23 protein-coding genes are annotated in these 25,746 nt (G+C 71.8%); 8 read left to right on the forward strand and 15 right to left on the reverse strand.

What is annotated here, in order from left to right; all coding sequences use genetic code 11:
• Positions 1-118 precede the first annotated feature (118 nt).
• The 3 genes from ACZ4SV_RS15240 to ACZ4SV_RS15250 form a co-directional block, all read right to left on the reverse strand.
• On the reverse strand, positions 119-868 hold the full coding sequence (locus tag ACZ4SV_RS15240) for an anti-sigma factor (RefSeq protein ID WP_468004581.1): 750 nt from the start codon (positions 866-868) through the stop codon (positions 119-121).
• On the reverse strand, positions 865-1,449 hold the full coding sequence (locus ACZ4SV_RS15245; protein WP_398216390.1) for a sigma-70 family RNA polymerase sigma factor: 585 nt from the start codon (positions 1,447-1,449) through the stop codon (positions 865-867). The genes ACZ4SV_RS15240 and ACZ4SV_RS15245 overlap by 4 nt, the downstream gene beginning before the upstream one ends.
• Before the next feature lie 334 nt (positions 1,450-1,783).
• Positions 1,784-3,061 carry an MFS transporter gene (locus ACZ4SV_RS15250; RefSeq protein ID WP_468004583.1) on the reverse strand — a complete coding sequence of 426 codons (1,278 nt, stop codon included), beginning with the start codon at positions 3,059-3,061 and terminating at the stop codon, positions 1,784-1,786.
• Positions 3,062-3,292: 231 nt separating this feature from the next.
• Between ACZ4SV_RS15250 and ACZ4SV_RS15255 the strand changes: the two genes are divergently transcribed.
• From ACZ4SV_RS15255 to ACZ4SV_RS15280, 6 genes are all read left to right on the forward strand, one after another.
• Complete coding sequence (locus ACZ4SV_RS15255) at positions 3,293-5,260, forward strand: prolyl oligopeptidase family serine peptidase (protein WP_468004585.1); 1,968 nt, start codon at positions 3,293-3,295, stop codon at positions 5,258-5,260.
• Complete coding sequence (locus tag ACZ4SV_RS15260; RefSeq protein WP_468004587.1) at positions 5,257-5,439, forward strand: hypothetical protein; 183 nt, start codon at positions 5,257-5,259, stop codon at positions 5,437-5,439. The genes ACZ4SV_RS15255 and ACZ4SV_RS15260 overlap by 4 nt, the downstream gene beginning before the upstream one ends.
• Before the next feature lie 81 nt (positions 5,440-5,520).
• Positions 5,521-6,828, forward strand: a complete 1,308-nt coding sequence (locus ACZ4SV_RS15265; RefSeq protein ID WP_468004589.1) for a cytochrome P450 family protein — start codon at positions 5,521-5,523, stop codon at positions 6,826-6,828.
• A 70-nt stretch (positions 6,829-6,898) separates the two neighbouring features.
• On the forward strand, positions 6,899-7,027 hold the full coding sequence (locus ACZ4SV_RS15270) for a hypothetical protein (protein WP_468004591.1): 129 nt from the start codon (positions 6,899-6,901) through the stop codon (positions 7,025-7,027).
• Positions 7,028-7,156: 129 nt separating this feature from the next.
• On the forward strand, positions 7,157-7,720 hold the full coding sequence (locus ACZ4SV_RS15275; protein WP_468004593.1) for a TetR/AcrR family transcriptional regulator: 564 nt from the start codon (positions 7,157-7,159) through the stop codon (positions 7,718-7,720).
• Positions 7,721-7,794: 74 nt separating this feature from the next.
• Entirely contained in the window at positions 7,795-8,697 is a 903-nt protein-coding gene (locus tag ACZ4SV_RS15280) for an SDR family NAD(P)-dependent oxidoreductase (RefSeq protein ID WP_468004595.1), read from the forward strand.
• Positions 8,698-8,724: 27 nt separating this feature from the next.
• Here the strand turns inward: ACZ4SV_RS15280 and ACZ4SV_RS15285 are convergent, their stop codons facing one another.
• The gene (locus ACZ4SV_RS15285; RefSeq protein WP_468004598.1) at positions 8,725-9,456 is read right to left on the reverse strand and encodes an alpha/beta hydrolase; all 732 of its coding nucleotides are present in this window, start codon (positions 9,454-9,456) and stop codon (positions 8,725-8,727) included.
• Between the two features lie 152 nt (positions 9,457-9,608).
• Between ACZ4SV_RS15285 and ACZ4SV_RS15290 the strand changes: the two genes are divergently transcribed.
• Complete coding sequence (locus ACZ4SV_RS15290) at positions 9,609-10,004, forward strand: winged helix-turn-helix transcriptional regulator (RefSeq protein ID WP_397940037.1); 396 nt, start codon at positions 9,609-9,611, stop codon at positions 10,002-10,004.
• A 28-nt stretch (positions 10,005-10,032) separates the two neighbouring features.
• On the opposite strand, the gene ACZ4SV_RS15295 is transcribed toward ACZ4SV_RS15290, so the two are convergent.
• The 11 genes from ACZ4SV_RS15295 to ACZ4SV_RS15345 form a co-directional block, all read right to left on the reverse strand.
• Positions 10,033-10,770, reverse strand: a complete 738-nt coding sequence (locus ACZ4SV_RS15295; protein ID WP_468004601.1) for a GAF domain-containing protein — start codon at positions 10,768-10,770, stop codon at positions 10,033-10,035.
• A gap of 257 nt (positions 10,771-11,027) precedes the next feature.
• Positions 11,028-12,287 (reverse strand): ROK family protein, encoded by a 1,260-nt coding sequence (locus tag ACZ4SV_RS15300; RefSeq protein WP_468004603.1) that lies wholly within the window; start codon positions 12,285-12,287, stop codon positions 11,028-11,030.
• Positions 12,288-12,299: 12 nt separating this feature from the next.
• Positions 12,300-13,571, reverse strand: coding sequence for a sugar ABC transporter permease (locus ACZ4SV_RS15305; RefSeq protein ID WP_468004605.1), 1,272 nt, complete (start codon positions 13,569-13,571; stop codon positions 12,300-12,302).
• Entirely contained in the window at positions 13,568-14,347 is a 780-nt protein-coding gene (locus ACZ4SV_RS15310) for an ATP-binding cassette domain-containing protein (RefSeq protein WP_468004607.1), read from the reverse strand. Before ACZ4SV_RS15310 ends, ACZ4SV_RS15305 begins: the two co-directional genes overlap by 4 nt.
• An 87-nt stretch (positions 14,348-14,434) precedes the next feature.
• Positions 14,435-15,532 (reverse strand): sugar ABC transporter substrate-binding protein, encoded by a 1,098-nt coding sequence (locus tag ACZ4SV_RS15315; RefSeq protein WP_468004609.1) that lies wholly within the window; start codon positions 15,530-15,532, stop codon positions 14,435-14,437.
• A gap of 594 nt (positions 15,533-16,126) precedes the next feature.
• On the reverse strand, positions 16,127-16,540 hold the full coding sequence (locus tag ACZ4SV_RS15320; protein ID WP_468004611.1) for a (R)-mandelonitrile lyase: 414 nt from the start codon (positions 16,538-16,540) through the stop codon (positions 16,127-16,129).
• Between the two features lie 43 nt (positions 16,541-16,583).
• Positions 16,584-16,907 (reverse strand): carboxymuconolactone decarboxylase family protein, encoded by a 324-nt coding sequence (locus tag ACZ4SV_RS15325; protein WP_468004613.1) that lies wholly within the window; start codon positions 16,905-16,907, stop codon positions 16,584-16,586.
• Between the two features lie 63 nt (positions 16,908-16,970).
• The gene (locus tag ACZ4SV_RS15330; protein ID WP_468004615.1) at positions 16,971-17,738 is read right to left on the reverse strand and encodes a glucose 1-dehydrogenase; all 768 of its coding nucleotides are present in this window, start codon (positions 17,736-17,738) and stop codon (positions 16,971-16,973) included.
• A gap of 45 nt (positions 17,739-17,783) precedes the next feature.
• Positions 17,784-19,034 (reverse strand): MFS transporter, encoded by a 1,251-nt coding sequence (locus ACZ4SV_RS15335; RefSeq protein WP_468004617.1) that lies wholly within the window; start codon positions 19,032-19,034, stop codon positions 17,784-17,786.
• A 44-nt stretch (positions 19,035-19,078) separates the two neighbouring features.
• Positions 19,079-19,621, reverse strand: a complete 543-nt coding sequence (locus ACZ4SV_RS15340) for a cyclophilin-like fold protein (protein ID WP_468004619.1) — start codon at positions 19,619-19,621, stop codon at positions 19,079-19,081.
• Between the two features lie 72 nt (positions 19,622-19,693).
• Positions 19,694-20,710, reverse strand: coding sequence for a zinc-dependent alcohol dehydrogenase family protein (locus ACZ4SV_RS15345; protein ID WP_397971985.1), 1,017 nt, complete (start codon positions 20,708-20,710; stop codon positions 19,694-19,696).
• Between the two features lie 1,347 nt (positions 20,711-22,057).
• Here ACZ4SV_RS15345 and ACZ4SV_RS15350 point away from each other — a divergent pair.
• Positions 22,058-25,702, forward strand: a complete 3,645-nt coding sequence (locus ACZ4SV_RS15350) for a glycoside hydrolase family 3 C-terminal domain-containing protein (RefSeq protein ID WP_468004621.1) — start codon at positions 22,058-22,060, stop codon at positions 25,700-25,702.
• The last annotated feature ends 44 nt before the right edge of the window (positions 25,703-25,746 follow it).

Genomic DNA, 25,746 nt, shown 5'->3' on the forward strand with positions numbered 1-25,746 from the left:
GCGGACCTCGGGGTCTGCGGACCAGCTCTCCCAGCTTGCCGTTCCTCCGTCCAGGAGGGGGCCAGCACCAGCAGGCCCCGCGTGGGAGACCGCCCGTCGGCGGCTCCCACGCGCACGCTCACGCCGGAACGCCCAGCAGGGCCAACGGAGTCGAGGTCGGCTGCTTCGATCCGCCCGCCGGCTCCACCGTGATGCCGACGCCCGAGGCGCCGTCGACCGCTCCCCGCAGGAGAACGGCCTGGCTGCCGCGCCCGGGGTCCATCAGGCCGGCCGCGCGCATCTTCCCGCCGTCCGCGAACCACAGCTGGTAGACCTTGCCGTGCGGCGGTGCCGCCATCTCGGACACCACGAACACGGCCCGGTCCCGGCTGGCGGAGACCACCAGCGTTCCCGTACCGCCCGCCACTTCCGCCGAGCGCGACTGGGCATCGGGCGCGGCCAGCACTCCCGCCAGGTCCTCGGCGTGCCGCCGCGCCTGCGCGGCCTCGTGCCGAGCGTCCTGGGCGCGCTCGTACTGCCATACGGCGGTACCGCCGAACGCGGCAGCGGCGGCCACACTGGCGGCCAGCGCCCACCGGACCACACGGCCTCCCCGCCGCCCGCCACGGCGTACCCGCTCCAACGGCGCGGCACCGGGCGGCACCTGCCGCACGGTGCTGACCCGCCGCAACACCTGCTCCCGCATGACGGGCCGCGTGCGCACCGTGGAGGCCAGCGCCAGGCGTCCGGCGGTCGCGGTGAACTCGGCGACCTCCTGCGCGCAGGCGTCGCACTCGGCCAAGTGGCGTTCGAAGGCGGTACGTTCCTCACCGTGCAGCGCGTCCACGGCGTAGGCGCCGGTCAGAGCGTGCGGATCGCTCGTGGTCATGCGGTCACCCCCAGGCAGTCGCGGAGCCGGATGAGTCCGTCGCGCAGGCGGGTCTTCACCGTGCCGAGCGGCACCGCCAGCGCCTCGGCGACCTCGCGGTAGGTCAGGCCTCGGTAGTAGGCGAGTGTGACCGACTGGCGCTGCAACTCGGTCAGGGTGCGCAGACAGCGCCGTACCTGTTCCTGCTCCAGCCGCGTCTCGACCTGCTCGGTCACCTCGTCGTAGGCCGGCTGGTGCTGGAGCAGCGCGGCCTTGGTGTCACGGGCCGCGGCGGCTTCCGCCGACCGGACCCGGTCGACCGCCCGCCGATGGGCGAGGGTGAGGATCCAGTTGAGGGCCGTGCCGCGCTCGGGCCGGTAGCGCGGAGCCGTGCGCCACACCTCCACCAGCACCTCCTGCGCCACCTCCTCCGACTGCGCCTGATCCCGCAGTACGGCCCGGGCGACACCGAGGACGGAGCCGGCCACGGCGTCGTAGACCGCGGCGAAAGCCTCCTGATCACCCAGCGCCACCGCGTGGACCAGTTGTTGCAGATCAGGCTTGGCAGTCGGTTTACCGCCGATATATACAGGTTCCTTCACAATGGCTCTCCCAGAGGCGCGGCGAGGCGAAACAGCCCCGTGTAATCCGGGGCCCCACGAGCTGCGGATTGGTCGCCCCGCACGCTTCACCTCCGCGGTGCGCCGGCTGGAGAGGACGTGTGGGACGGGGCGAGCAACCGGCTCGCCTCCCGGCCCCCGCCTCGGACGCGGGCGCCGGCACCGGCGGCTACACGATCGTGCCGCACCGCCTGGTCCAGGCCGACCAGGCCACCTGCACGGCCGATGCCGGCCAGGGTACAGGCCGCCCTGCCCGGCGATGCCCTTCACCGGCGTGCCCAGCTCGGGGCCACCGGGGTCTTCTCGGAAGGCCAGGTCAGTCCGGGTCCCCGGTGACTTGGAGACGGCGCAGGGCCAGGATCAGATTGCCGCTGCCGAACGTCGCGAGCGCGGCGACGCCCCACAGGGCCGCCGCGACACCGGCCCGGTCCAGCACGGCGCCCGCGGCCAGGAAGCCCAGCGGCCCGGTCAGGGTGCTGATCGTGACCACGGCCTGCAACACCTTGGGCCCGAAGCCGTCCGGCAGCCGGGCGGAGAGCAGGCCCATCAGCGGCGCGTTCGCCAGGGGCGCGGCGGCCGATGACAGGCCGACGGCGACGACGAGCACGCCGGCCGGCACGGGCACCAGGAGCGTCCACAGGGGCAGAGCGACGCAGACCAGGGCCGTACAGGCGAGTCGTACGGGGGCGACCCGTGCCGCCAGCACATAGGCGGCCACCGAGCCCACCAGGCCACCGGCGCCGTCGGCGGCGATCAGCAGGCCGCCGACCCTGGCGTCCCCCTCGAACCGGGCGAACGCCAGCACCGGCATGGTGATCATCAGGGTCCGCAGCATCAGCCCGAACACCACGGTGGACAGCATCGCCCGGCTCAGGAACCAGTCGCCGCACAGATGCCGCACCCCCGCCCACAGGCCGTGGGGCCCGGCCGCGGACCCTCCGGCCCCGCCACCCCCTGCCGGGACGCGGCGCAGCAGCAGCAACCCGGAGAAGGCGAACGTGGCCGCGTCCAGCCACACCACCGATGTGGTCCCCACCAGCGGGATCAGCGCGCCCGCGAGCGCCGGTCCGGCGAACGCCGAGCCGTTCTGCACACCTGCCAGCGCGCTGTTGGCGCGGGCCAGAGAGCGGGCGTGCGGGCTCAGCAGTTCCATCGCCAGCACCCGCTGTGCCGCGTGGTACGGAACGGCCAGCGCCCCGAGCGCCGCGACGATCGCCACGAGGACGGCCAGATTGAGCGCGCCCAGGATCTGCAGCAGCGGGATCAGCGCCACCACCGGAGCGCGGGCGAGATCGGAGACGACCATGGTCCGGCGGGCGCCCAGGCGCTGGATGACCTCTCCGCCCGCGAAGCCGAGCAGCGCCATGGGCAGTACCTGGGCCGCGAAGACCAGGCCCGCCCGGGTGGCCGAGCCGGTGGTCTCCAGCACCAGCCAGGGCAGCGCGAGCATGGTCATCTGGGTGCCCAACGCCGTCACCGCGCCCGCGACATAGACCGCCGTCAGCGCACGGCTCGGCCTGCCACCCGGTGTGCCGTTCGGCGCTGCGCCGGGTGGGACGGGGGCTGCGCCGGGCCGGGTCGCCGCGATCGTCATCGGGTCCCCCCTTTCTCCTCGGTGGGTCAGGGCCATGTGGTCGCCCCCGCACCCTGTCGCCCGCCCACCGTCCGGTGCCAGGGAAGGACCGGCAGTAGCTCACTGCCGGTGCCGCTGCGCTTTCTTCCCTGCCACGCAGCCCGCCCGTCCGGCAGTGTGATGGCCGTCGGAGCCCACCACAGCCAAGGCCACCGGCGGCGGAAGCGGACACCAACGAAGGGAGGGACGGCGATGAGCGGCGGTATCGGAACGGCGGTGCACGTCCCGTCCTTCGCCGCCCGCGACGGACGGCGAGCGGTCGAGACCCGGTATGTGGACGGTCTCCCGCAGATCGTGGCCTGGGATCTGACGACGGGTCAGCGCCGCCAGGCGACCACCGCACCGCTGGGTGTGGAGACCGCCGCCATCGAGCCGGACGGCCACGGCCTGTGGTGGTTCGACGCCGCTCCCGGCGGTCAAGGCCGCTGGCTGCGCGGGCCGTTCGAGGGCGGCCACCCGCGCCCGGCGCTCGACGGCGTACCCGCCGGGCGGATGCACGGCCTGGCCTTCGACCCCCGCAGTGGCCTCGCCGCCGTCGGCGTCGGGGTCGCGGACCGCTCGCGGTACTACCTCGGCCGGCCGGGCGAGCGCGCCCGCCTGGTGGCCGAGGAGCCCGGCTATGCGGCAGTGGTGGGCCTGGCCCCCGGCGGCCGGCTGCTGGCCACCGCGGGGTGCCCGGACGGACCGGCCGCGGTCCGGCTGTGGTCAGCGGCCTCCGGCGTCCTCGTGGACGCCATCCCCGGCGCAGCGGGGGACGGCGACGGCGGCGCGGTGTGGGCGCTGGGCTTCCGCCCGGACCTCACCACCGCACGGCCGGAACTGCTGCTCGTCCTCGAACGCGCGGGCCGCTATACCCTGGCCTTCTGGCGGCAGGGCGAGGGGATCCGTACGCACGGTCCCGGCTCCGCCCTCGACTTCGATACGGAGATCACCGCCTGCTGGTACGGGCCCGGCCGCACGGCGCTGGTCCAGCAGGACCGGGCGGGACGCAGCCGCCTGCTCCGCGCCGACCTCGACCGCGGTACGACGACGGTGCTTCCCACGCCCGAGGGCACGATCATCGACTTCTCCTGCGCACCCGACCGCACGGTCCACTGTCTGTGGAGCCGCGACGGCGAACCGCCCCGGCCACTGATCTGCCACCCGGAAAGCCAGGAAAGCCAGGAAAGTTCGGAAAGTGCGGAGCACCCGGAACCCCCGGAACGTCCCGACCGCTCCGACCGCTCCGGCCACTCCGGCCGCTCCGGCCGCTCCACGACGGTGTCACGCGGCACGGCGTCCGGCGGAACGACCGGATCCAGGCGCCGCGAGCTGTGGACACGTCGGCCGTACGGGCAGATCCACAGCTTTGTGGCCACCCCGCCCGGCCGCAGGGCGGGCCACCGCCCCTGGCCGACGGTCTTCCTCGTCCACGGCGGGCCCCACACCCACGACCGGGACGCCTATGACGCCCGGACCGAGGCCCTGGTCCGGGCCGGATTCGCCGTGGTGCGCACCAACTACCGCGGCTCGACGGGCTACGGCCCCCGCTGGCGGGACGACTTCGGCCACCGGGTCGGCCTCGCCCAGCTCGAAGACCTCGCCGCGGTGCGCGGCCACCTCATCGACGCGGGAGTCTCGGAGCCGGGCCGTACCGGCCTGTGCGGCTACTCCTGGGGCGGCTATCTGACGCTGCTGGCGATGGGCGTCCAGCCCCGGCTGTGGGACGTGGGGCTGGCCGTCGCGCCGGTGGCCGACTACACGGCGGCGTACCGGGCGACGACGCCAGCGCTGCGGGAGGTCGACGACCGCCTCTTCGGCGGCACCCCCGAGCAGGTGCCACACCGCTATCGCGCGGCCTGCCCGATGACCTATGTGGGCCGCGTACGCGGCCCGCTCTTCCTCGCCGCCTCGGCGGACGACGAGAAGTGCCCTCCGGAACAGATCGAGCGCTATCTCGCCGCGCTGCGGCGCCGCGGCGTCCCGCATCGCGTCCGGTGGCTCGGCGGCGGACACGACGTGGGCCGTGACCCAGCCGGACACGCCGCCGCCTGGGCCGCCATGGTGCGCTACGCCGACGACACGCTGCGCGCCTCCCCCAGAACCGCCGACCGCCGCAACAGCGGGCGGACCGGCTCGCACCACCCCGTCCACCACACCGAAGAAAGGTCAACCCCATGAAGCGTCACGGACTGCGCGTCGACCCCATCAGCGCCACCGAGCGGGAGCGCGGGATCATCATTCCGCCGCACACCCAGGCCGCCCTGGACAAGGCGGTTCCGGTCCGGCCGAACGGCCCGGCGCGGGCCTGCACCACCCGCACGAAGAAGAACACGGAGGAGAAGTCGCCTCTGCAGTGAGCCCAAGCAGCGTCGTAGCGGGGTGCCACGCCCGGCACCCCGCCGCGGCGCCGGCCGTACCGGTGAGGACAGGAAGACATCATGACCACAGCTACGGCAGCGACGGCAGCACCCCGGACGAACAGTCCCGGGCCGGAGAAGTACCGGCCGGACAAGCCCGAGACGACGGAACCGCGCCAGAACCCGCCGACGTTCCTCAGCGACCCGTACCCGACCCTGGCCAGGATGCGGCAATCGGCCCCGGTCTCCGTGCTGCACAGCGACGGCGGCCTGCGGCTGTGGATCATCCCGCGCTACGCCGATGTCCGGGCCGCGCTCTTCGACCGCCGCTTCGCGCAGGATGTGCGGCGCGCCCAGGCCCTGGCCGACAGCCGGGTCGAGGGCGTCAACCTGGGCACCGAAATCACCCATATGCTCAGCAGCGATCCGCCCGACCACACCCGCCTCCGCCGCGTGGTCCAGGCGGCGTTCAGCCGCAAGCGGGTCGAGGCGATGCGGCCGATGGTCGAGCGCATCACCCTCGAACTCCTCGACGGGCTGGACGCGGCAGCCGCGCGCCACACGACCCGCACCACCACCGCCACGGTGGACCTGGTACGTGACTTCGCCTTCCCGCTGCCGATCCTCGTCGTCTGCGAACTGCTCGGCTTCCCGCCCGAGGACCGCGACCTCTACCGGACGTGGTCGACCGCCATCGTCACCCAGGAGGGCGACCACGCGGCGTTCCGGCAGGCCGTCCAGGAGATGGGCTCGTACGTCCTGGCCATCGCCGACCGGCGTATCCGCCGCAATGACCGTCCCGCCGATCTGCTCACCGAGCTGCTGGCGGCCCGCGAGCGCGGGGAGCTGACGGACGACGAGATCGTGGGCATGGTCGCCCTGCTGCTGATCGGCGGGCATGAGACCACCGTGAACCTGCTGGGCACCTCCTGCCTCGCGCTGCTGCGCGATCCCGGCCAGGCCGCCTGGCTGCGCGCCGATCTCACCCGGATGCCCAGGGCCGTCGAGGAGTTCCTGCGCTACGACTCCCCCATCTGTATGGCCACCACCCGCTTCACCACCGAGCCGGTGGACGTCGGCGGGGTGGTGATCCCGCAGGACGAGTTCGTGCTGCTGTCCCTCGGCGCGGCCAACCGCGACCCGGCGCGCTTCCAGGACCCCGACCGTCTCATCCTCGACCGCCGGGACGCCGGCCATCTCGCCTTCGGCGGTGGCATCCACCGCTGCCTCGGGGCGCTGCTCGGCAAGCTGGAGACCGAGATCGCGCTCACCGCGCTCCTCGCCCGCTTCCCCGGGACGACCCTGGCCTGCCAGGAGCGCGACCTGCGCTGGCGCAACACGATGATGCTGCGCGGCTTGGAGGCGCTGCCCCTCACCCTGCGCCGCTGACCCCCGCCCTGACCCTGCCGCCCGCACCGTCGCGGCCTGGGCGGGTCGGTCAAGGAGAACGGGACACGGGGTGCGCAAGGTGGAACCGCGCCAGACGTACGGCAGGCGAACGGGCCGCCGACGGGCCTGGGACGTCCCGGCCGCCGGCGGCACCGTGCTGGACCGCCGGCCCGGCATCGCGGCCGCCCTCGCCCCGTAGCCGCCCGACCACGTGGCTGCCGTCGCCTTCCACCCGGAGACCGGCCAGCTGGACCTGCGCCCCGATTCCCCGGCCTACGCCACGCTGCGCACACTTGACTGACTGAACACTCTCCTACATGCTGTCCTCATGCCCAGACCGAGGAGCGACGACAAGCGCGCGGCGATCCTGGCCGCCGCCACGCGGATCATCGCTGCTCAGGGACTGGGTGCGGCGACGGCGACGATCGCGAAGGAGGCCGGCGTCTCGAACGGGTCGCTGTTCACCTACTTCAGCACCAAAGCGGATCTGCTGAACCAGCTCTACCTGGAGCTGAAGGGTGAGATGGGGGCAGTCGCCTTCGGCGGCCTGCCCGCGGCCGACGCCCGCACCCAGCTGCTGCACGTGTGGTCGCGATGGATGGACTGGGCAACGGCCAATCCCCTGAAGCGCCGCACTCTCGCGCAGCTCCAGGTCTCCGACGAGATCACGGCGTCCACCCACGAGTCCGCGAACCGGACCATGGCAGGCATCGGAGAGATCCTGGAGCGCAGCCGGGCGAACGGCCCGATGCGCGATGTTCCGGCGGCTCTGGTGTTCACGTTGAGCAACGCCTTGGCCGAGGCCACCATCGACTACATCATCGGCGATCCGGACCGCGCCGACGAGCACAAGCAGTCCGGCTTCGACGCACTCTGGCGCATGATCGGCTGACCCGCCCCGGCTCCACTTCCCGGCACTCACGCATGCCCGTTGATGACTGACTAGTCAGATAACCAAGGAGCGTCATGCCCGACAAGCACTACGTCATCACCGGCCCCACCTCCGGCTTCGGCCGCCGCACCGCCCTCGAACTGGCCAAGCACGGCACCGTCGTGCTGGTCGGGCGCGACGCCGCCAAGCTGGACGACGTCCGCAGGAGCATCGAAGGCCGAGGCGGAAAGGCCCTTCCCGTCCTCTGCGATCTCTCGGACCTGACGAGCGTGCGACGCGCCGCCGCTCAGATCATCGAACTCGGCTTCCCGATCACCGGCGTGCTCAACAACGCCGGCATCTTCCCCACCCGTCCCGGCACGAACGCTCTCGGCTGGGACATCGCCTACGCGACCAACCACGTCGGGCCTTTCGCGTTCACCGAGACGCTCGTGCCCCACCTCGAAGACGGCGCACAAGTGGTGTTCATCGTCTCGGCCGTCGAGGATCCGGAGCGCAAGCCCGCCACCATGTCCGGTTTCCGCGGCGGCCGGTACATCTCCGCCGAGGCGAGCGCTCGTGGCGAGTGGCATCCCGGCGGCTCGAAACTGCCCGGCGGAGACGCCTACGCCACGTCCAAGCAGTGCAACCTGGCAACGGTGCTCGCCTTCGCCCGCGAGACACCCCGGCTGCGGTTCAACGCCATCGAGCCCGGCTTCGCCCCCGGCACGAATCTCGGCCGTGACGCCGGCCTGTTCCTGCGTCTGCTGTCGAAGTACGTGCTCTCGCCACTGGCCCCGCTCATCAAGTACTGGACCAACCCGGGCACCGCCGCTCGCATGATCACCCGGATACTCACCGACGAATCGGACACCACCGGCGTCTACTACGACGAGAAAGGGCGTCCCATGCGGGGTTCCGCGCAGGTGCACGACCCCGCGTTCAACGCGCGGGTAGTCGCCGAGACCCGTGCGCTGCTGGGGACAGTGCACGGCTGAGGAAGGAGTCGGGGCCGCCCCCTGACGCTACCGGAGCGTGGGTTCAAGCAGCAGTTCGCTCAGTTCCGCCGGCATGGTGATCATGCAGTCGTGCCCGGTCGGCAGTTCCCGTATCCGTGCCGGGGAGCCGTTGGGCTGTGTGGCGGGGACGGGCCGCCGCACGATGCCTTCCGGCTGCGCGCCGACGCAGTGGATGTGCGTGCGCGGAATGGAGCCCACGGCAGGGTTGTCCAGCCGGACCGGTTGCTGCAGGGAGCGCACCGGATGGTCGGAGAGCGTCGCACGCAGCCATGCGACGTCCGCCGGGTCGGTGACGCCGAACAGGCCGAAGGGCGGCGGCAGTTCGGGCAGCGGCGGAAGGCGCCAGCCGTCGTCGGACTTGGCGGCGAGATCGATCAGGTTCTGGGTCATGGGCTGCACATCGACGGCGGTCTCGCCGTGCTCCGGGACCATCGCGTCGAGGTACACCAGGTGCGCGATCCGCTCCGGTACCTCGTTGGCCACGGACGAGACGACCAGCCCCGCGTAGCTGTGGCCCACGAGCACCACCTCGGTCAGGTTCTCCTCGTGGATCAGCCGGACGACGTCCGCGACATGCGTGTCGAGCCCCACCTCGGGACCGAGCAGATGTGCCTTGTCGCCGTAGCCGGTCAGCGAGGGCGCGAACACGCGGTGTCCGGCCGATTCCAGCAGCGGAACCACCCGCTCCCAGCACCGGCCGCTGTGCCAGGCGCCGTGTACCAGCAGAAAAGTCGACATGAGGTTTTTCCTCTTCGGGGCGTGGAGGCGCGCGAGCATGGTGGTTCCTGTTTGCGCCTCGGTACTCTTCAGGAACCGAAATCATCGTGCGGCACCTGCCGCACCTTGATCAATAAGGCACATTTCGGTGCCCCGGTTCTCTGGAGGTAACCATGGGCGGCACAGTGGGCGGGGAGTCGCGGCCGGCACGGTCCGAGGACCCGTGCAAGGCCCGTGAAGTGCTCGGCATCGTCGGCGACAAGTGGTCGCTGCTGATCGTGCGCCACCTCAGCCAGGGGCCGCGCCGCTTCACCGAACTCAAGCGGGCCGTCGACGGGATCAGCCAGCGCATGCTCACCGTCACCCTGCGCAGCCTGGAACGCGACGGAATCCTCACCCGGACCGTCCGCAACGTCATGCCGCCGCACGTCAGTTACGAACTCACTCCGATGGGCAGGACCCTCCGCGAAGCCACCGCGCCCCTGTTGGAGTGGAGCATCGCGCACCTGACGCACATCGACGCCGCCCGCGCCGTGTACGACGCCCGCCCCGACACCTCGCCCGCCTGACCCCGTGGCTCAGACGCCGGACGTACGCTCAGAGCACGTCCGCGTCGGGCGCGTCTGGCGGGTTGGGCGGGTCGCGCAGGATGTCCGCGGTGATGTCCGCGAGCGTCTGGCCGGTGCGGAAGGCTTCGGCCCGCATGACGGCCAGCGCGTCCTCGTGGCTCAACTGCCGGCGCGCGGCCAGCGCCACGACCGCACGTGCGGTGTCGAACCAGTGGGCGCGTACGAGCGGCTCCGGGTCCCAGGCGGGCGGCCGGGACCCGGTGATGATCACTTCCCGTACCGGCAGGAGCGCGGCTGTCACGGCATCGGCCACGTGGGCCGCCCGCTCCAGGCCCTCCTCGTCCAACGCGCGGGGCCGTAGCCCCAGCAGGTCGATCGATCCCAGGACGTAGTCGCCGAAGAAGAGGGGCAGCGCGTACACCGATCGCACCTGCGGCAGTTTCTCGCCCATGGTGGCCCCGAACAGCGGCCAGGGCGTCGGTGCGCCCGCGAGGTCGTCCACCGCCACGGGCTCACCGGTGCGCGCGGCGCTGATGCAGGGACCCTCCAGTACGGTGAACTGGATCTCCTCCAGGCACAGCGCGGCATCGTCCGACGCGGCGAGCAGCTGACGGGAAGGTGTGTCGGTCAACAGCGCCACCGTCGCGCCGTCCACCTCCAGCCCGTCACGGACCGCCGCACACACCCGGCGCGGGATCTCGTGCAGGGCACCGCCTCGCGCGGCAGACGCGACGAGCCGCGCCGCGCTGCGGGCGTCCGCGGTCACGAGGCGGCCCGCCGCGCGGGTGGGGGAGCGGCGTGCCCGTGTGCCGGGACACGGCCACGGTCACCGTACACACCGGACGGCATCGGACGGCGCGGCTGACGAGAAGTGCCGAGTGACTGACGTAGTGCCATGCGGGGCGGACTACCCGGTCTGCTCGCGTCCACACAAAAGCCGTGACCCGGTCCGGGCTGTGCGCGCCCGGCGCATCCAGGGCAGCGGGCGCCGGCCGGGTACGGGCACACCGCGCGTCGGACCGTTCACGGTCTGCGCGCGAGCCCCGGGTCCCGTGCTTCGGCGCCGGTGGGAGGCTGTGCGGTGACGCGTGCCAGTGTCTCCAGCGGCCGGGACAGCACCTCGGAGAAGGCGAGTTCGGCGGCGCCGACCAGGATGGCGTCGCCGCCGAGTTCGCTGACGCGCAGGCGCAGGTCCTCCCGGCAGGCAAGGAGGGCGCTGGTGTTGACGCGGCTGCGTACCTGCGCGGCGGAGGCGAGGAAGACGTCGCGGAGGGTGCCCCCGAAGACGATCACGTCTGGATTGAAGAGGTTGGCGAGGGTGGAGACGCCGATGCCGAGCCAGTCCCCGATGAGGTGCAGTGCCGCACGTGCGCTGACATCACCCCGCTCGGCGGCCGTGACCACGGCCCGCACCGCGTCGGTGCCGGCGACACGGCTGTCACGGCCCGCGGCTTCCAACAGGGTCCGCTCGCCCGCCTCGGCCTCCAGACAGCCGTAGGCCCCACAGCCGCACCGCCGTCCTTCGCGCGGATTGACCGTGATGTGGCCGACCTCGCCGGCGTAGCCGCGTTCACCGCGCAGGAGTTCGCCCTCGACGACGATCCCTGCGCCGATGCCGATCTCACCGTGGAGGTAGATGAGGTTCCGGCTGCCGCTGCCGGCACCGCGTCTGTGTTCGGCGAGGGCGCCGAGGTTGGCCTCGTTCGCGACGAGGACCGGGAGGGGCAGGCGCAGCCTGGCCTCCAGCTCTGCGGCGAAGTCGACGTCCTTCCAGCCCATGTTGGGCGTGAGGGTGACCAGCCCGTCGGGATGGCGGACGATGCCGCGCACCGCCACGGCCGCGCCGACGCACGAGCTGCCCTCACGCGCCGAGGCGAGCATCTGCTCGGCGTAGTCGGCGAGTATGTCCGCGACCTCCGCGGGGTTCTGCGGGCGTCCCTGCGGCCAGGAGCATTCGCGCCGGTCCAGGAACACCCCACCGAGCCCGATGAGGGCGGCCGCCAGACGCTCCACGCCGACATCGAAGGCCAGCACGTGCGCGCACGTCGGCTCCGGGCGCACCACCAGCGAGGGACGCCCGGCCCGGCCGGTGTCCTGCGGCAGTTCCTCACGCACGAGGCCGGCTGCCGACAGGTCACTGACCAGGCCGAGGATGGTGCTGCGGTTCAGACCCATCCGGGCGGTGAGGACGGCTCGCGAGGTGGGCCCGTCGAGATGGACGTGGCGCAGCAGGGTGCCGAGGTTGTGCTGGCGGATCTCTTCCTGGGATGGGCCAGCTTTCATCGCGAGACAACCTCAATGTCGAACCGAACGGCGGCGGGACAGTGCGTCCACACCGGCGGCCACCAGCAGCACCGATCCCGTGACAGCGTACTTGACGCCCGAGGAGTAACCCATCAGGCCCATGCCGTTCTGGATCACGGCGACGACCAGGCCGCCCAGGACGGCGTCGACGACGCGTCCCCGGCCGCCGAAGAGGCTCGTACCCCCGATGACGGCGCTGCCGACGGCGAGCAGCAGGACGTTGCTGCCGCCGGTGTTGGGGTCGACGGAGTTCCCTCGGGAAGCGGCGATGATGCCACCGACGGCCGCCATGGCGGAGCAGATGACGAAGGCGGCGATGCGGATGAACGCGACGTTGATCCCGGCGCGCCGGGCCGCTTCCGGGCTGCCGCCGACGGCGTAGATGTGCAGGCCGAACCCGGTGCGCTGGAGGACGAGCGTGCCGAGCAGGACGAGGGCGCTGATGACCGGCACGACGATCGGCACACCCTTGAGCGAGTCGACGACGACGTTGCGGCTGCGTTCCTGGTTGAGCAGGAACACGGCCAGGCCGCCGAGTACGGCGATCCCTCCGATCCGCACGGCGAGGAGCACCGGGGGCACACCCTGCAGACCCCGCTTGCGGCGGTCCCGGCCGCGGCGGAGCTGTACGCCGGCGTAGACGAGGACGCACCCGGCCAGCAGGGCCCAGCCGAAGAGGGGGCTCAGGTTCTTGTTGGCGATGGCGAGGACCGTGGGGTCCTTGATCGAGATGTTGGTGCCTTCCTTGAGCAGGATGAGCACCACGCCCTGGAAGCCGAGGAACGCGGCCAGGGTGACGACGAACGAGGGGATGCCGACCTTGGCTACCAGGCCGCCGATGAGGAATCCGATGGCGACGCCGGTCAGCATGGCGGCGGCCACCGCGCCGTACCAGGGCCATCCCTGGTTGGTCAGCAGGATGGCCAGTACGGCGGCACAGACGCCGCTGGCGTAGCCGGCGGACAGGTCGATCTCGCCGAGGAGGAGGACGAACACGAGTCCCATGGCGATGGCGATGCTGCCCGCGCTCTGCGTCAGGAGGTTGGCGAAGTTCAGGTTCGACAGGAAGACCGGGCGCAGGATGGAGAAGAAGGCGCACAGGACGACCAGGCCGCCGACGGCGGGCAGGGCGCCGAGTTCGCCGCCGCGCAGCCGCTCCAGGTAGCCGCGGCCGACGTCGCGCAGGCTGAGTGCGGCGGGCTGTGCGTGGTCGGCGGCGGCGCCGGACTGGTTCTGCTTCTGGGGTGTGACGGCGGCACTCATACTGCGGCTCCCTTGGCGGAAGTGGTCAGGCCGAGGTCGCCGCTGCGGCCCGAGGTGATCAGTTCGACGACTTGCGCGTGGGTGACGTCGGAGGTCTTCACCTGGGCCGCCATGCGCCCGAGGTACAGGGCGGCTATGCGGTCGGACACCGCGAAGACGTCGTTCATGTTGTGCGAGATGAGCACGACGGCCAGGCCCTTGTCGGCCAGCCGGCGCACCAGTTCCAGTACCTGTGCGGTCTGGGCGACGCCGAGGGCGGCGGTGGGTTCGTCGAGGATGACCAGCTTGCTGTTCCACAGCACGGCCTTGGCGATGGCGACGGTCTGGCGCTGGCCTCCGGAGAGGCTGGAGACCTTCTGGCGCAGCGACTTGACCGTGCGGACGGACAGCCCCTTGAGTGTCGCGGCGGCCATCTGCTCCATGGTCGAGTCGTCGAGGACCAGACCGCGGCGCTTCTCGCGCCCCAGGAACATGTTCTGCACGATGTCGAGGTTGTCGCACAGCGCGAGGTCCTGGTAGACGATCTCCACGCCGAGTGCCGCGGCGTCGCGCGGGTTGCGCACCTGGACCGGGTTCCCGTCGAACAGGTACTCCCCGCCGTCGATGGGGTGGATTCCGCCGATGCACTTGACGAGGGTCGATTTGCCGGCGCCGTTGTCGCCGACGAGGGCGGTGACCTCTCCGGGGTACGCGCTGAGGGCGACGTCGTGCAGTACCTGGACCGGACCGAAACTCTTGTCGATTCGGCGCAGTTCGAGAATCGGACTCGATGTCATGGGGGACACTCCTGATAGGGCTGAGCGTGAGCGGGTCCCGTGTCGCGGCAGGCCCGGGACCCGCGGGACGCGGTCGGAGGCGACGGGCTACTTGATGCCGGCCTTGGTGCACAGGGCCGCGTACTTGCCCGTGCACAGCTCGGCCTTGTCGACGTAGCCGTCGTCGACGACGTCCTTGACGTTGTTCTTGAAGATGGCCACCGGCGTCAGGAGCTGTGCCGCCACGTCGCGGTTGCCGTCCGGGTCGTGCACGCGGGCGTTGGTCTTGCCCTTCTTGCCGTGGGCGAGGTCGATCGCGAGGGAGGCCGCCGCGTCGGCCTCCTTCTTGACGGCCTTGTAGACGGTCATGCACTGCTCGCCGGCGAGGATGTTCTGCAGCCCCTGCACGGTGGCGTCCTGGCCGGTGACGGGCACGCGCCCGTTGCGGTGGTTCTTGCGCAGGACGGCGATGGCGGCGTTGGCGAGGCCGTCGTTGGCCGCGAGGACACCGTCGATGTCGGGCCGGCTCGTGTACATCTGCTCGAAGATGGTCCCGGCCTGGCCGCTGTCCCAGTCGGGCACGGACTGGTTCGGTCCCTTGACGAACTCTCCCGAGGCGTACTTGGGGTCGAGGACGCTGTTGTAGCCGTTGGCGAAGAGCGTGGCGTTGTTGTCCGTCGGCGAGCCGTTGAGTTCGGCCACGACGGGCTTCGCCGTCTTCTGGTCGCTCAGGCACTTCACGAGGCCCTGGCCCTGTAGCTTGCCGACGCCGGAGTTGTCGAAGCTGACGTAGTACTGGGCGGAGCCGCCCAGCGTGAGCCGGTCGTAGTCGATGGTGGCCACACCCTGCGACTTGGCCTTGTCGAGGACCGCCTTGCCGGTGCCGCTGTCGAGGTTCACGATGATCAGCACGTTCACACCGTTGGTGATCATCTGGTCGGCGATGGTCTGGAACGCCTGCTTGTCCCCCTCGGCGTTCTGGATGTCGTAGTCCACCCCGGCCGCCTTGAACGCCGCACCGAGGTACGTCCGGTCCGCGGTCTCCCAGCGGACGGACGACTTGCTGTCGGGGAGGATGACGCCGATCTTCGGCTTGGTGTCGGTCCCGTCGGACCCGGCACTGGCGGAGGAGTTTCCGCAGGCGGTGAGCGCGGTGAGCATGACCGCGGACGCGGAGGCAGCGACGAGGAGGGATCCCTTGCGCATGGCAGGGTCCTTTCGGGAAGGGGCGTGCCCGGGGCTGAGCCGGACGTGCGAGGGCGGTGGAGGCGGGATGCGCACCCGGTGTCGGCACCGAGCGGTCCCCGTGAATGTTGTGGGCGAAAACTTACGGCGCGGAGGGCGGTCACGCCAGACTTCGGACAGGCGGCAACGTAACGATCCGGTCACCCCGTAGGGGTGGGGAGCGGAGCGCCGGAGGGGTGGGGCTTCCTGTCGGCAACGTCCTGCGGTTGGTCGCTACTTGGGGTTGTCGGGGAGGGTGTGCCCGCTCAACCCGCAACCCCCGGGTTCCAGCGGAACTCTCGAGTCATCGGCGTACCGGCTTTGTCGCACGCTGCAACAATCCCGCTGGGGCGGGCGAGGAATGGCCGCCGTCGCCGTCGGCCGGCATGCCGCCGGCGTCCCGGCCGGCGCGCATACGGCCGCTGCCCCGGCCACCGTCGAGAGCGGCGCCGGGGCAGCGGTTTCAACTGCGCATGCCGACCCTCCCGTTGGCCGGCGCGCGGTCGGTCGCGGGAGGGTCGGCGTGTTCTCTCACCCGGCGACGCGGCGGAGAGTTCGCACGGGCGAGCGTGCGGGTCAGCCGTCGAGCGCGGTGAGTGCCTGCGCGTACTGGTCGTCGGCGACCGGCTCCAGCCAGGTGGTGCCGTCGCCGCCCGCGTCACCGACGACCATGGCGATGTGTGCCATGAGGTGGGAGCCGGTGGCGCCGTGCCAGTGCTCTTCCCCGGCCGGACACTTCACGGTCTCGCCCGCGCTCACGCGCACGACGTTGCCGTCACGGGTGCCGACCAGGCCCACGCCGTCGGTGATGTAGAGGGTCTGGCCGTTGGCGTGGGAGTGCCAGTTGGTGCGGGCGCCCGGCGTGAAGCGGACCAGGGCGGCGGCCAGCCGGGCGGGCTCGGCCGGCGCTTCGATCATGTTGAGGTAGACGTCGCCGGTGAACCGCTCGGCCGGGGCCTTGACCGTCGGCGTGGACGTGATGTGTTCCATGATGATGTGTTCCTCGCTGTCGGGGAAAGGGGGGACGCGGTGATCAGGCGGAGCCGCGCTCTTCGGCGATCTTCTTCAGCTGGTTGACGGCGGTCATGGCGTTGGGCCAGCCCGCGTAGAAGGCCAGGTGGGTGAGCGCTTCGGACAGCTCCTCCAGGGTGAGGCCGTTGTCCAGGGCGACGCCGAGGTGGTAGGCCAGTTGCTCACCGCGGTAGAGCGCGGCCAGCGTGCTCACCGTGACCAGGCTCCGGTCCCGCGGTGACAGGCCGGGGCGTTCCCAGACGTCGCCGAAGAGGACGTCGTTGGTCACCTCGACCAGCTTGGGAGCGATCGTCCTCAGCTCCTCGGGAGCGGACTGCTGGGGCATGGGGTCTCTCCATTTCTCGTACGGGGGATCGGGCGTCAGCCGGATTCTGATCTCGGGGTCGGGCTACTGGGCGACGTAGCCGCCGTCGACGGGCAGGGCCACTCCGACGACGAAGCCGGCACCGGGGCTGCACAGCCACAGGACGGCCTGGGCGACCTCGTCGGCGGTGCCGAGGCGGTTGACGGGCTGGCTCGCCTGGGCCGCTGCCCGGTCGAGCTCTCCCTTGGCGATCATGTCGCTGACCATGGGGGTGTCGATGGTGCCGGGGCAGACGGCGTTGACGCGGATGCCGCGCGGGGCGTATTCGAGGGCGGCGCTGGTGGTCAGGCCGATCACCCCGTGCTTGGTGGCGTGGTAGGAGGCGCGGCCGGGAAGGCCGACGAGCCCGCCGAGGGAGGAGCAGTTGACGACGGCACCGCTGCCCTGGTCGCGCATGTGGCGCAGCTCGTGCTTCATGCAGGCCCACACTCCGCGCAGGTTGATGGCGTTGACGCGGTCGAACTGGTCGGCGCTTTCCTCGGCGGCGTCGGTGGGCGGGACCTGGATGCCGGCGTTGTTGTAGGCCATGTCGAGGCGGCCGAAGGTGTCGACGGTGCGGTCGACGGCGGCGGCGACCTGCTGCTCGTCGGTGACGTCGCAGACCAGGGCGAGGGCTCGGTGCCCGGCGTCGGTGAGTTCTCGGGCGGCCTGGTGCACGGCGGCTTCGTCGATGTCGGCGAGGGCGACGGCGGCACCCGCGGTGGCGAAGGCGCGGGCGGTGGCCAGGCCCATGCCGGAGGAAGCACCGGTGACGAAGGCGACCTGGCCGGTGAAGTCGTAGGTGGGGTTCATGAGCGGTCTCCTGTACCGAGGGGTGAGTGGACGAGGGGGCGCCGGTCAGTGCCGGGGCGACGGGACGGCGTCGTCGCGTGCCGGAGCCGGGGCGGTGTGCGCGGCGCTGATGCCCGGGGTGCGGGAGGGTGCGCGGAGGGTGAGCGCGATGAGGGGAAGCAGGGTGAGGGCCGCGGAGACCGCGCCGACGAGGACGGGCCCCGTGAGACCGAGCCTGGAATCCAGGGCCCGGCCGGCGAGGGCGGAACCGGCGGCGATGCCGGTGTTGTAGGCCGAGGTCGTCAGCGCCGAGGTGAGGGTCGGGGCGTCGCCGGCGAAGCGGACGGCGAGGGAGGTGACGACGGGGTTGACGGTGAACCCGGTCAGCGCCATGAGGAACACCAGGACGACGGCCGTCACCGGGTTGTCCGACAGCGGGATGAGCAGCAGCAGGGTCACCGCGGTCGCCGCGGCGGCGGTGAGCGTCGTAGCCATGGGACGGCGTTCTCCCAGGCGCCCGCCGAGGGTGTTGCCGCCCAGGGCCCCGGCCCCGAACGCGACCAGCACCAGCGGAACGGCGCCCGCCGCGATGCCCGCGCGGCCGGTCAGGAGCGGCGTGATGTAGGTGTAGGCCGCCAGGACGCCGCCCATGATCAGCACGGCGGCGGCGAGCGCCAGCCACAGCCGGCCCTGACGCAGGGCCCGGATCTCGGCGCGGACCGACACATCGGCCCGCTGGGTGGCGGCCGGGATGAAGCGGCCGACGAGTGCTGCCGCCAGGGCGGCGAGTACGGCCAGCGCCCAGAAGGGTCCGCGCCAGCCGGTGAACCGGCCCGCGAAGGAGCCGATCGGGACGCCGACGACGTTGGCCAGGGTGAGGCCGCCCATCATGACGCTGACGGCCCGGGTGGACCTGCCGGGGCCCGCGGCGGAGGTGGCGACGACGAACCCGACCGCCCAGAACGCCCCGGTGGCCAGCGCGGTGACGAACCGGGCGGCCAGCAGGACCGTGAAGGAGGGGGTGAGGGCCGCGACGGCGTGGCCGAGGGCGAACACGGCCAGCGCGGCGACCAGGGTCTGCCGCCGGGGCAGGCGCAGGGTGGCCATGGCCATGACCGGCCCCCCGGTGATCATGCCGATCGCGAACGCGGTGATCAGCAGGCCCGCCTGGGACACGCTGACGGAGAGGTCGTCCGAGATCTCCGGGAGCAGTCCGGCGATGACGAACTCGGTGGTGCCCATCAGGAAGGTGCCGGCGGCCAGCACCCAGACGACGAAGGGCAGCTGACCGGTGACGGTCCGGGCTGCGGAGGGCATACGGGTGGTTCTCTTCCTGGGGTGGGTGCAAAGGACGCGGAGGATCAGGTCGCGGCTTCGACGCGGACCGAGGTGGCCCTGGCCAGCCGGACGAGGTCGGCACTGCTGTCGAGGCGGCCGAGGAGGACCAGGCCGGGTGAGTGCTCGCCGTCGCGGTAGAAGAAGGCGAGGTTGCCCCAGGGCGCGTAATAGGCCAGGTCACCGGCCTTCGGTGTGACGGCGTCCGGGGCGCCGGAGGTGTCCGGCGCGCGCGGCGGGTCGCCGATCCGCTCGGTCCGGTGGAAGTCCCTCATGGTCACGGTGAGCGGCAGCAGTGCGGCGAAGTCGCGCGCGGTGGGGCTGTTGTGCAAGGTGGCCTCGACCGGATGACCGTCGAGGGTGAGCCGGATGTGCATGGCGGGGTCCTTCTCGGGCGGGGCACTGGGCGGGGCGGAGGCCGACGGCTCGCGCCCTCCTGCCGGCGCCGTCGCGCCGGGCCCGGTGGGACGGGAGCCCGCGGGGGAGCCGTCGGCACAGGCGGCCACCGCGAACAGGAACGCGGCCGCCGGAAGGATGCCGGCCCGGACACGGCGGGTGGTCGGGTGCATGGGCGGCGTCCGGGAGCGGGCAGGGGGCACGGACCGGCGGAGTGCCGGAAACCGGTGCCGGGCCGGGTGTAGTCAGGGCTTGAGGAGCGCCTTGACGGCACGGCGCTCGTCCATGGCCCGGTAGCCCTCGGCGACCTGCTCCAGGGGCAGGACGAGATCGAAGACCTTGCCCGGGTCGATGCGGCCGGTCAGGACGCGCTCGACGAGGTCGGGCAGGTAGCGGCGCACGGGGGCGGGGCCGCCGCGCAGGCCGACGTGGGAGAAGAAGAGTTCCTGGCCGTCCACGGCGACCTCGTGGGGTACGCCGACGAAGCCGACGTTGCCGCCGGGCCGCGCGGAGTGCAGCGCCTGCCGCATGGCCTGGGCGGTGCCGACGCACTCCAGGACGGAGTCGGCGCCGATCCCGCCGGTGAGGTCCTTGATCCGGGCGACGCCCTCGTCGCCGCGTTCGGTGACGATGTCGGTGGCGCCGAACTCCCGGGCGAGCCGCTGGCGGGTCTCGTGGCGGCTCATGACGATGATCCGTTCCGCGCCCTGCTCCTTCGCCGCTATCACGGCGCACAGACCGACCGCTCCGTCGCCGACGACCACGGCGGTGGAGCCGGGCCGCACCTCGGCGGCGTCGGCGGCCCACCAGCCGGTGCCCATCACGTCGGAGACGGCCAGCAGACCGGGCCAGAACTCCTCGCCCGGCACCTCGTCCGTGGCGACCAGGGTGCCCTGGGCCTGGGGAATGCGCACGTACTCGGCCTGGCAGGTGCTCATGAACTCGCGCCGCAGGCAGTTCGACTGGAAGCCGTTCTGGCAGTTCGCGCAGGTGTTGTCGGAGGTGGCGAACGAGCCGACGACGAACTGGCCCGGCCTGACGGAGGTGACCTCCGCTCCCACCTCTTCGACGAAGCCGACGTATTCGTGCCCCATCGGATGGGCTCCGCCGATCGGCTCCAGGCCGCGCCAGGGCCACAGGTCCGAGCCGCACACGCAGGTGACGGCCGTGCGGATGATCGCGTCGGTGGGGTGGAGGATCTTCGGGTCGTCCAGGTTCTCGAAGCGGACGTCACGGGGGGCGTGGATCACTGCGCCGCGCATGAGGGGGTTCCTTTGCGTGCCGAGGCGGTGCGGTACGGGCGTACCGGCAGTCGCCGGGTGCGGGACGGACCGGCCGCGGGGGACTGGCTGTCGCCGTCGGCCGGGTGCGGACTGTCCGCCCGGCCCGCTCGACGGCCGGGCGGAAAGTCCCACGTCATCCAGGTAACCCCCTCCCGACGCGCGGAGCGAGTCACCGTCAAGGGGTGTACCGGCAGTACATCCCTCCGGCCGCGGTCCGGCACACCGAAGCCGGCCGCGACCCCGCGACAAGGACGGCGGGATCCTCAGCCTCGACGGCACCGGCCTCGTCGGGAAAGGCACCGCTGCGAGGGCGCGCGGCGCCAGTGCTCCGGCAGCCGGAGCCTGGAGCAGCCTGTCCGGGGCGCAGGAGCGGCCCAGGGCAGTGGGCCGCCCCTGCGCGAGTGCGGGGGGAACGGGACGTGTCAGCCGAGGCTGAGGATGGGGTTCCGGTGGTGATGTCGTCCACGCCCACCAGGTGGTACCAGGTGCCGGCCGTCGGCCGCACGGGGGAGTCGGCCCGTGCCTCGGCCGCGGACGTGCTGTCGGCTGCCCGCCGGGTGAAGGAGAACGCGCCGGTGATTCCGCTCAGTTCCCCTCCGTCACCGGTTCACTGCGCAGGGAGTTCCGGTAGCCGTTGCCGGGCGGACCGGCGTAGCCCCTGGTGGGCGAGTCGCCAGCGGCGGCAGGCGGGAAGGGGCGGGCGGGGCGGCCCATCAGCGTGATGTTAAAGGTTTTGTGCGGCAACATACGCCGTCGGGAGGGGTCCCGCCAGACGTGGAACGGCATGGACCCGTGATCGTGCGATGCGCGAACGGTGGCATCCACCGAATCGCGCTGCAAGGCGCTGCGGATGACGCGCCGCACGGGGGCCGGGGCCTGCCCGCCGCGCGGTGTCGAGCCCGCAACGACCCCGCCGGCCCGGTCGCTGGCGCGCGCCCCGGCGGCTGCCGATAGGTGCGCCGATCTCCCGGGAAGCGGAGCGTCACGCCCGGTGCGGGGTTATCACCCATCGTCGCTCCTGTGGTTACGCAGTCATGTCGGCGCGGGGTCTGGTGCGATCCTCGGCGGCAGCGTATGTTGCCGCACACAACGTTCAACTGAAGCCGGATTCCCCGGACTTCCCTGCAACTGCCCCCTCGGTCACCCCATCCGTTGCCACCATCTCGCGGCCGGCAACGGACCCGCGCCCGGCCCCGGCCGGAGCGGTCCCCGTGACCGGCGCACGACCGGCTGCGGGTCCGCGAGCCGGCGTACTGCTGCCACCATCCGCGCCGCGCCGTGCCGCGCCCCACCCCATCCGATCCGCACACTGCGCAAGGAGACCCGATGTACTGGAAGAACACACCTGCGAGACACGCGGTCATGGCGACCGTGTGCTCCCTGGCCCTGGTGGGCACCGCCGCCGCCACGGCCCAGGCGAGCCGGGCGGCCGCGGTGCGGGCGACGGTGCCGATCTACCTGGACACGCACTACTCCTTCCAGGAGCGCGCGGCGGACCTGGTGTCACGGATGACGCTGGACGAGAAGGCGCTGCAGCTCCGCACGAACAGCGCCCCCGCCCTCCCGCGCCTGGGCGTGCAGCAGTACACGTACTGGAGCGAGGGACAGCACGGCATCAACACCCTGTTCGCGAACAACAATCCGGGTTCGGTCGGGGGCGGGGTGCACGCCACGAGTTTCCCGACGAACTTCGCGGCGTCGATGTCCTGGGACAAGGACCTGATCTACCAGGAGACCACGGCGGTCTCGGACGAGGCCCGGGGCCTGCTGGACAAGTCGCTGTGGGGGACCGGGCAGAACAACCTCGGGCCGTCGAAGGACAACTACGGCATGCTCACCTACTGGGCCCCGACGGTGAACCTCAGCCGGGACCCGCGGTGGGGCCGCAACGACGAGGCGTTCGGCGAAGACCCCTACTTCGTGGGCCAGATGGCCGGTGCGTTCGTCAACGGATACCAGGGCCAGAACCCCGACGGCAGCCGGCAGGGCACGTACCTGAAGGTCGCCGCGACGGCGAAGCACTACGCGCTCAACGACGTCGAGCAGGACCGCACCGGCATCAGCTCCGATGTCGGCGACGACGACCTGTACGACTACTACACCGCGCAGTTCAGGAGCCTGATCGAGAAGGCGCACGTCGCGGGCCTGATGACCTCGTACAACGCGATCAACGGCACCCCGTCGGCGGCGAACACGTACACGACGAACCAGATCGCGCAGCGCACCTACGGCTTCGGCGGGTACATCACCTCCGACTGTGGTGCGGTGGGCACCACGTACAAGGACTTCCCCGGCGGGCACAACTGGGCGCCGCCCGGCTGGACCACCGACGGCAAGGGCACCAACGCGACCTGGACCAACAGCGCGACCGGGCAGAAGGTGTCCGGGGCGGCCGGTGGCCAGGCGTACGCGCTCCGGGCCGGCACCAACGTCAACTGCACCGGTGACGAGGCCACGCCCGCCAACGTGGAGCAGGCCATCAAGGCCGGTGTGCTCAGCGAGGGGGTGATCGACAACGCGCTGGTGCACCTGTTCACCGTACGGATGGAGACCGGCGAGTTCGACCCGGTGGACCAGCAGCCGTACACGAAGATCAAGAAGGACGTGATCGAGTCCCCGGCCCACCAGGAACTCGCCCGGAAGATCGCCGACAACTCCCTGGTCCTGCTGCAGAACCACAAGGCCGGCACGGCCGGGGCCCCGCTGCTGCCCGCCGATCCGGCGAAGCTGGGCAAGGTCGTCATCGTCGGCGACCAGGCGGGCAAGGTCTCCCTCGGCGGCTACTCCGGTGACCCCACCAAGAAGGTGGACGCCGTCCAGGGCGTCACCGCCCAGGTCAAGGCGGCCAACCCCGGCGCCGACATCGTCTACGACGCGGCCGGCACGTCCACCACCGCGACCGGCGCGGCGAAGCTGAGCGAGCGGACGCAGGCCGACATCAAGGACGCCGACCTGGTGATCATCGCGGTGGGCACCGACGACGCCACCGCCGGCGAGGGCCACGACCGCAGCGGCCTGGCCCTGCCCGGCAACTACGGCAGCCTCATCGACCAGGTGACCGCGCTGGGCAACCCCAGGACCGTCCTGGACATCCAGGCGGGCGGACCGGTGGCCATCGAGTCCTACCGCGCCAAGGTCGCCTCGATCGTCTTCGCCGGCTACAACGGCGAATCGCAGGGCGACGCGCTGGCCGACGTGCTCTTCGGCAGGCAGAACCCGGGTGGGCACCTGAACTTCACCTGGTACAAGGACGACTCCCAGTTGCCCGCGATCTCGGACTACGACCTGGCACCCAGCGGCACCGGCGGGCTGGGCCGCACCTACCAGTACTTCACCGGCACCCCGACCTACCCCTTCGGCTACGGCCTGAGCTACACCACCTTCGCCTACTCCCACATCCGCGCCGACCGCTCCTCGGTCAACGCCGACGGGAGCGTGAACGTCGGCTTCGACGTCACCAACACCGGCACCGTCGCGGGCACCACGGTCGCCCAGCTCTACGCCGCCACCGACTTCGAGGTCAAGGGCCGCGAACTGCCCACGAAGCGCCTGGCCGGCTTCGCCAAGACCAGGACGCTGGCCCCCGGTGCCACCCAGCACCTCACCCTCCGCGTACACGTGCCCGGCCTGGCCTTCCACGACGGGCAGCGGGCCAAGCAGGTCGTCTACGCCGGCCGGTACCGTTTCCAGGTCGGACCCGACGCGTCCACCACCGCCGGATCGGCGAAGGTGGCCGTCCACGGCAGCCTCACCCCGCACGTGCAGTACGTGACCGTGCAGCCCGAGGCCGTGGTCTACGACGCCGGCGACACCATCGACCTCACCGGCCGCAACCAGTGGATCAAGGACGACACGGACCGGGCCCGGCAGCCCGGCCGCAACCTGGACGTCACCGCCGACCACGTCGTCGAAGCGGTCAACGACGACGGTTCCTTCCTGGACCTGTCCAAGGCCAGGGTGACCTACCGCAGCAGCGACCCGTCCGTCGCCACCGTGAACACCCAGGGCGTCGTCACCGCGGTCGGCAACGGCGCCGCCACCATCAGCGCCACCGTCGGCGGGGTCACCGGCTCGGCCGTGATCCGGGTCCACCACAGCCTGGCCGTCAGCGCCCACCCGATCCTCAAGCCCGGCGCGACCGCGACGGTGACGACCACCTACACCAACACCGCCGCCGTACCCCTGGCCGACGCCACCGTGTCGCTGTCCGTGCCCGACGGATGGACCGCCACGCCCACCACTCCGGCCACCTTCGCCGACATCCCCGCCGGCGCCTCGGTGAAGACCATCTGGACCGTCACACCGCCGGCCGGCGCCAAGCCCGGCCCCTACGCCCTCGCCGCCTCCGCCACCTACCGGGGCGCCAAGGCCAGCGACGACGTCGCCACCCAACTGAACATCCCCTACGCCTCCCTGAACGACATCGTCACCAACACCGGCATCAGTGACGACGCCGCACCCGGCGCCGGCGACCTCGACGGCGGCGGCCAGAGCCTGTCCCAGCAGGCCCTCGCCGCGCAGGGCATCACGCCCGGCGGAACCGTCGACCACGACGGCGTGACCTTCTCCTGGCCCACCACCGGCACCGGCAAGCCCGACAACATCATCGCCGCCGGCCAGACCGTCCCCTACACCGGCAGCGGCACCAAGCTGGGCTTCCTCGCCACCGGCACCTACGGCAACGCCTCCGGCAGCGGTCTCGTCACCTACACCGACGGCACCACCCAGCCCTATACCCTGGCCGTGGCCGACTGGTGGAACAACAGCCCCGTCGACGGCAGCGACATCCTCGCCACCACCGACTACTTCAACAACGGCGGCGGAAAGGCCGACCAGAAGGTCAGCGTCTACGCGGCCACCGTCCCGCTCCAGGCCGGCAAGACCGTCGCCTACCTGACGCTGCCGAACGTCGGCCCGGACGCGGCGAAGAGCCAGGTGGCCCTGCACATCTTCGCCACCGCCATCGGCTGACAGCCGACGACACCCAGAGGGGCGCCGCACCCAGCGGCGCCCCT

Source organism: Streptomyces sp. NPDC027672 (assembly GCF_055566335.1).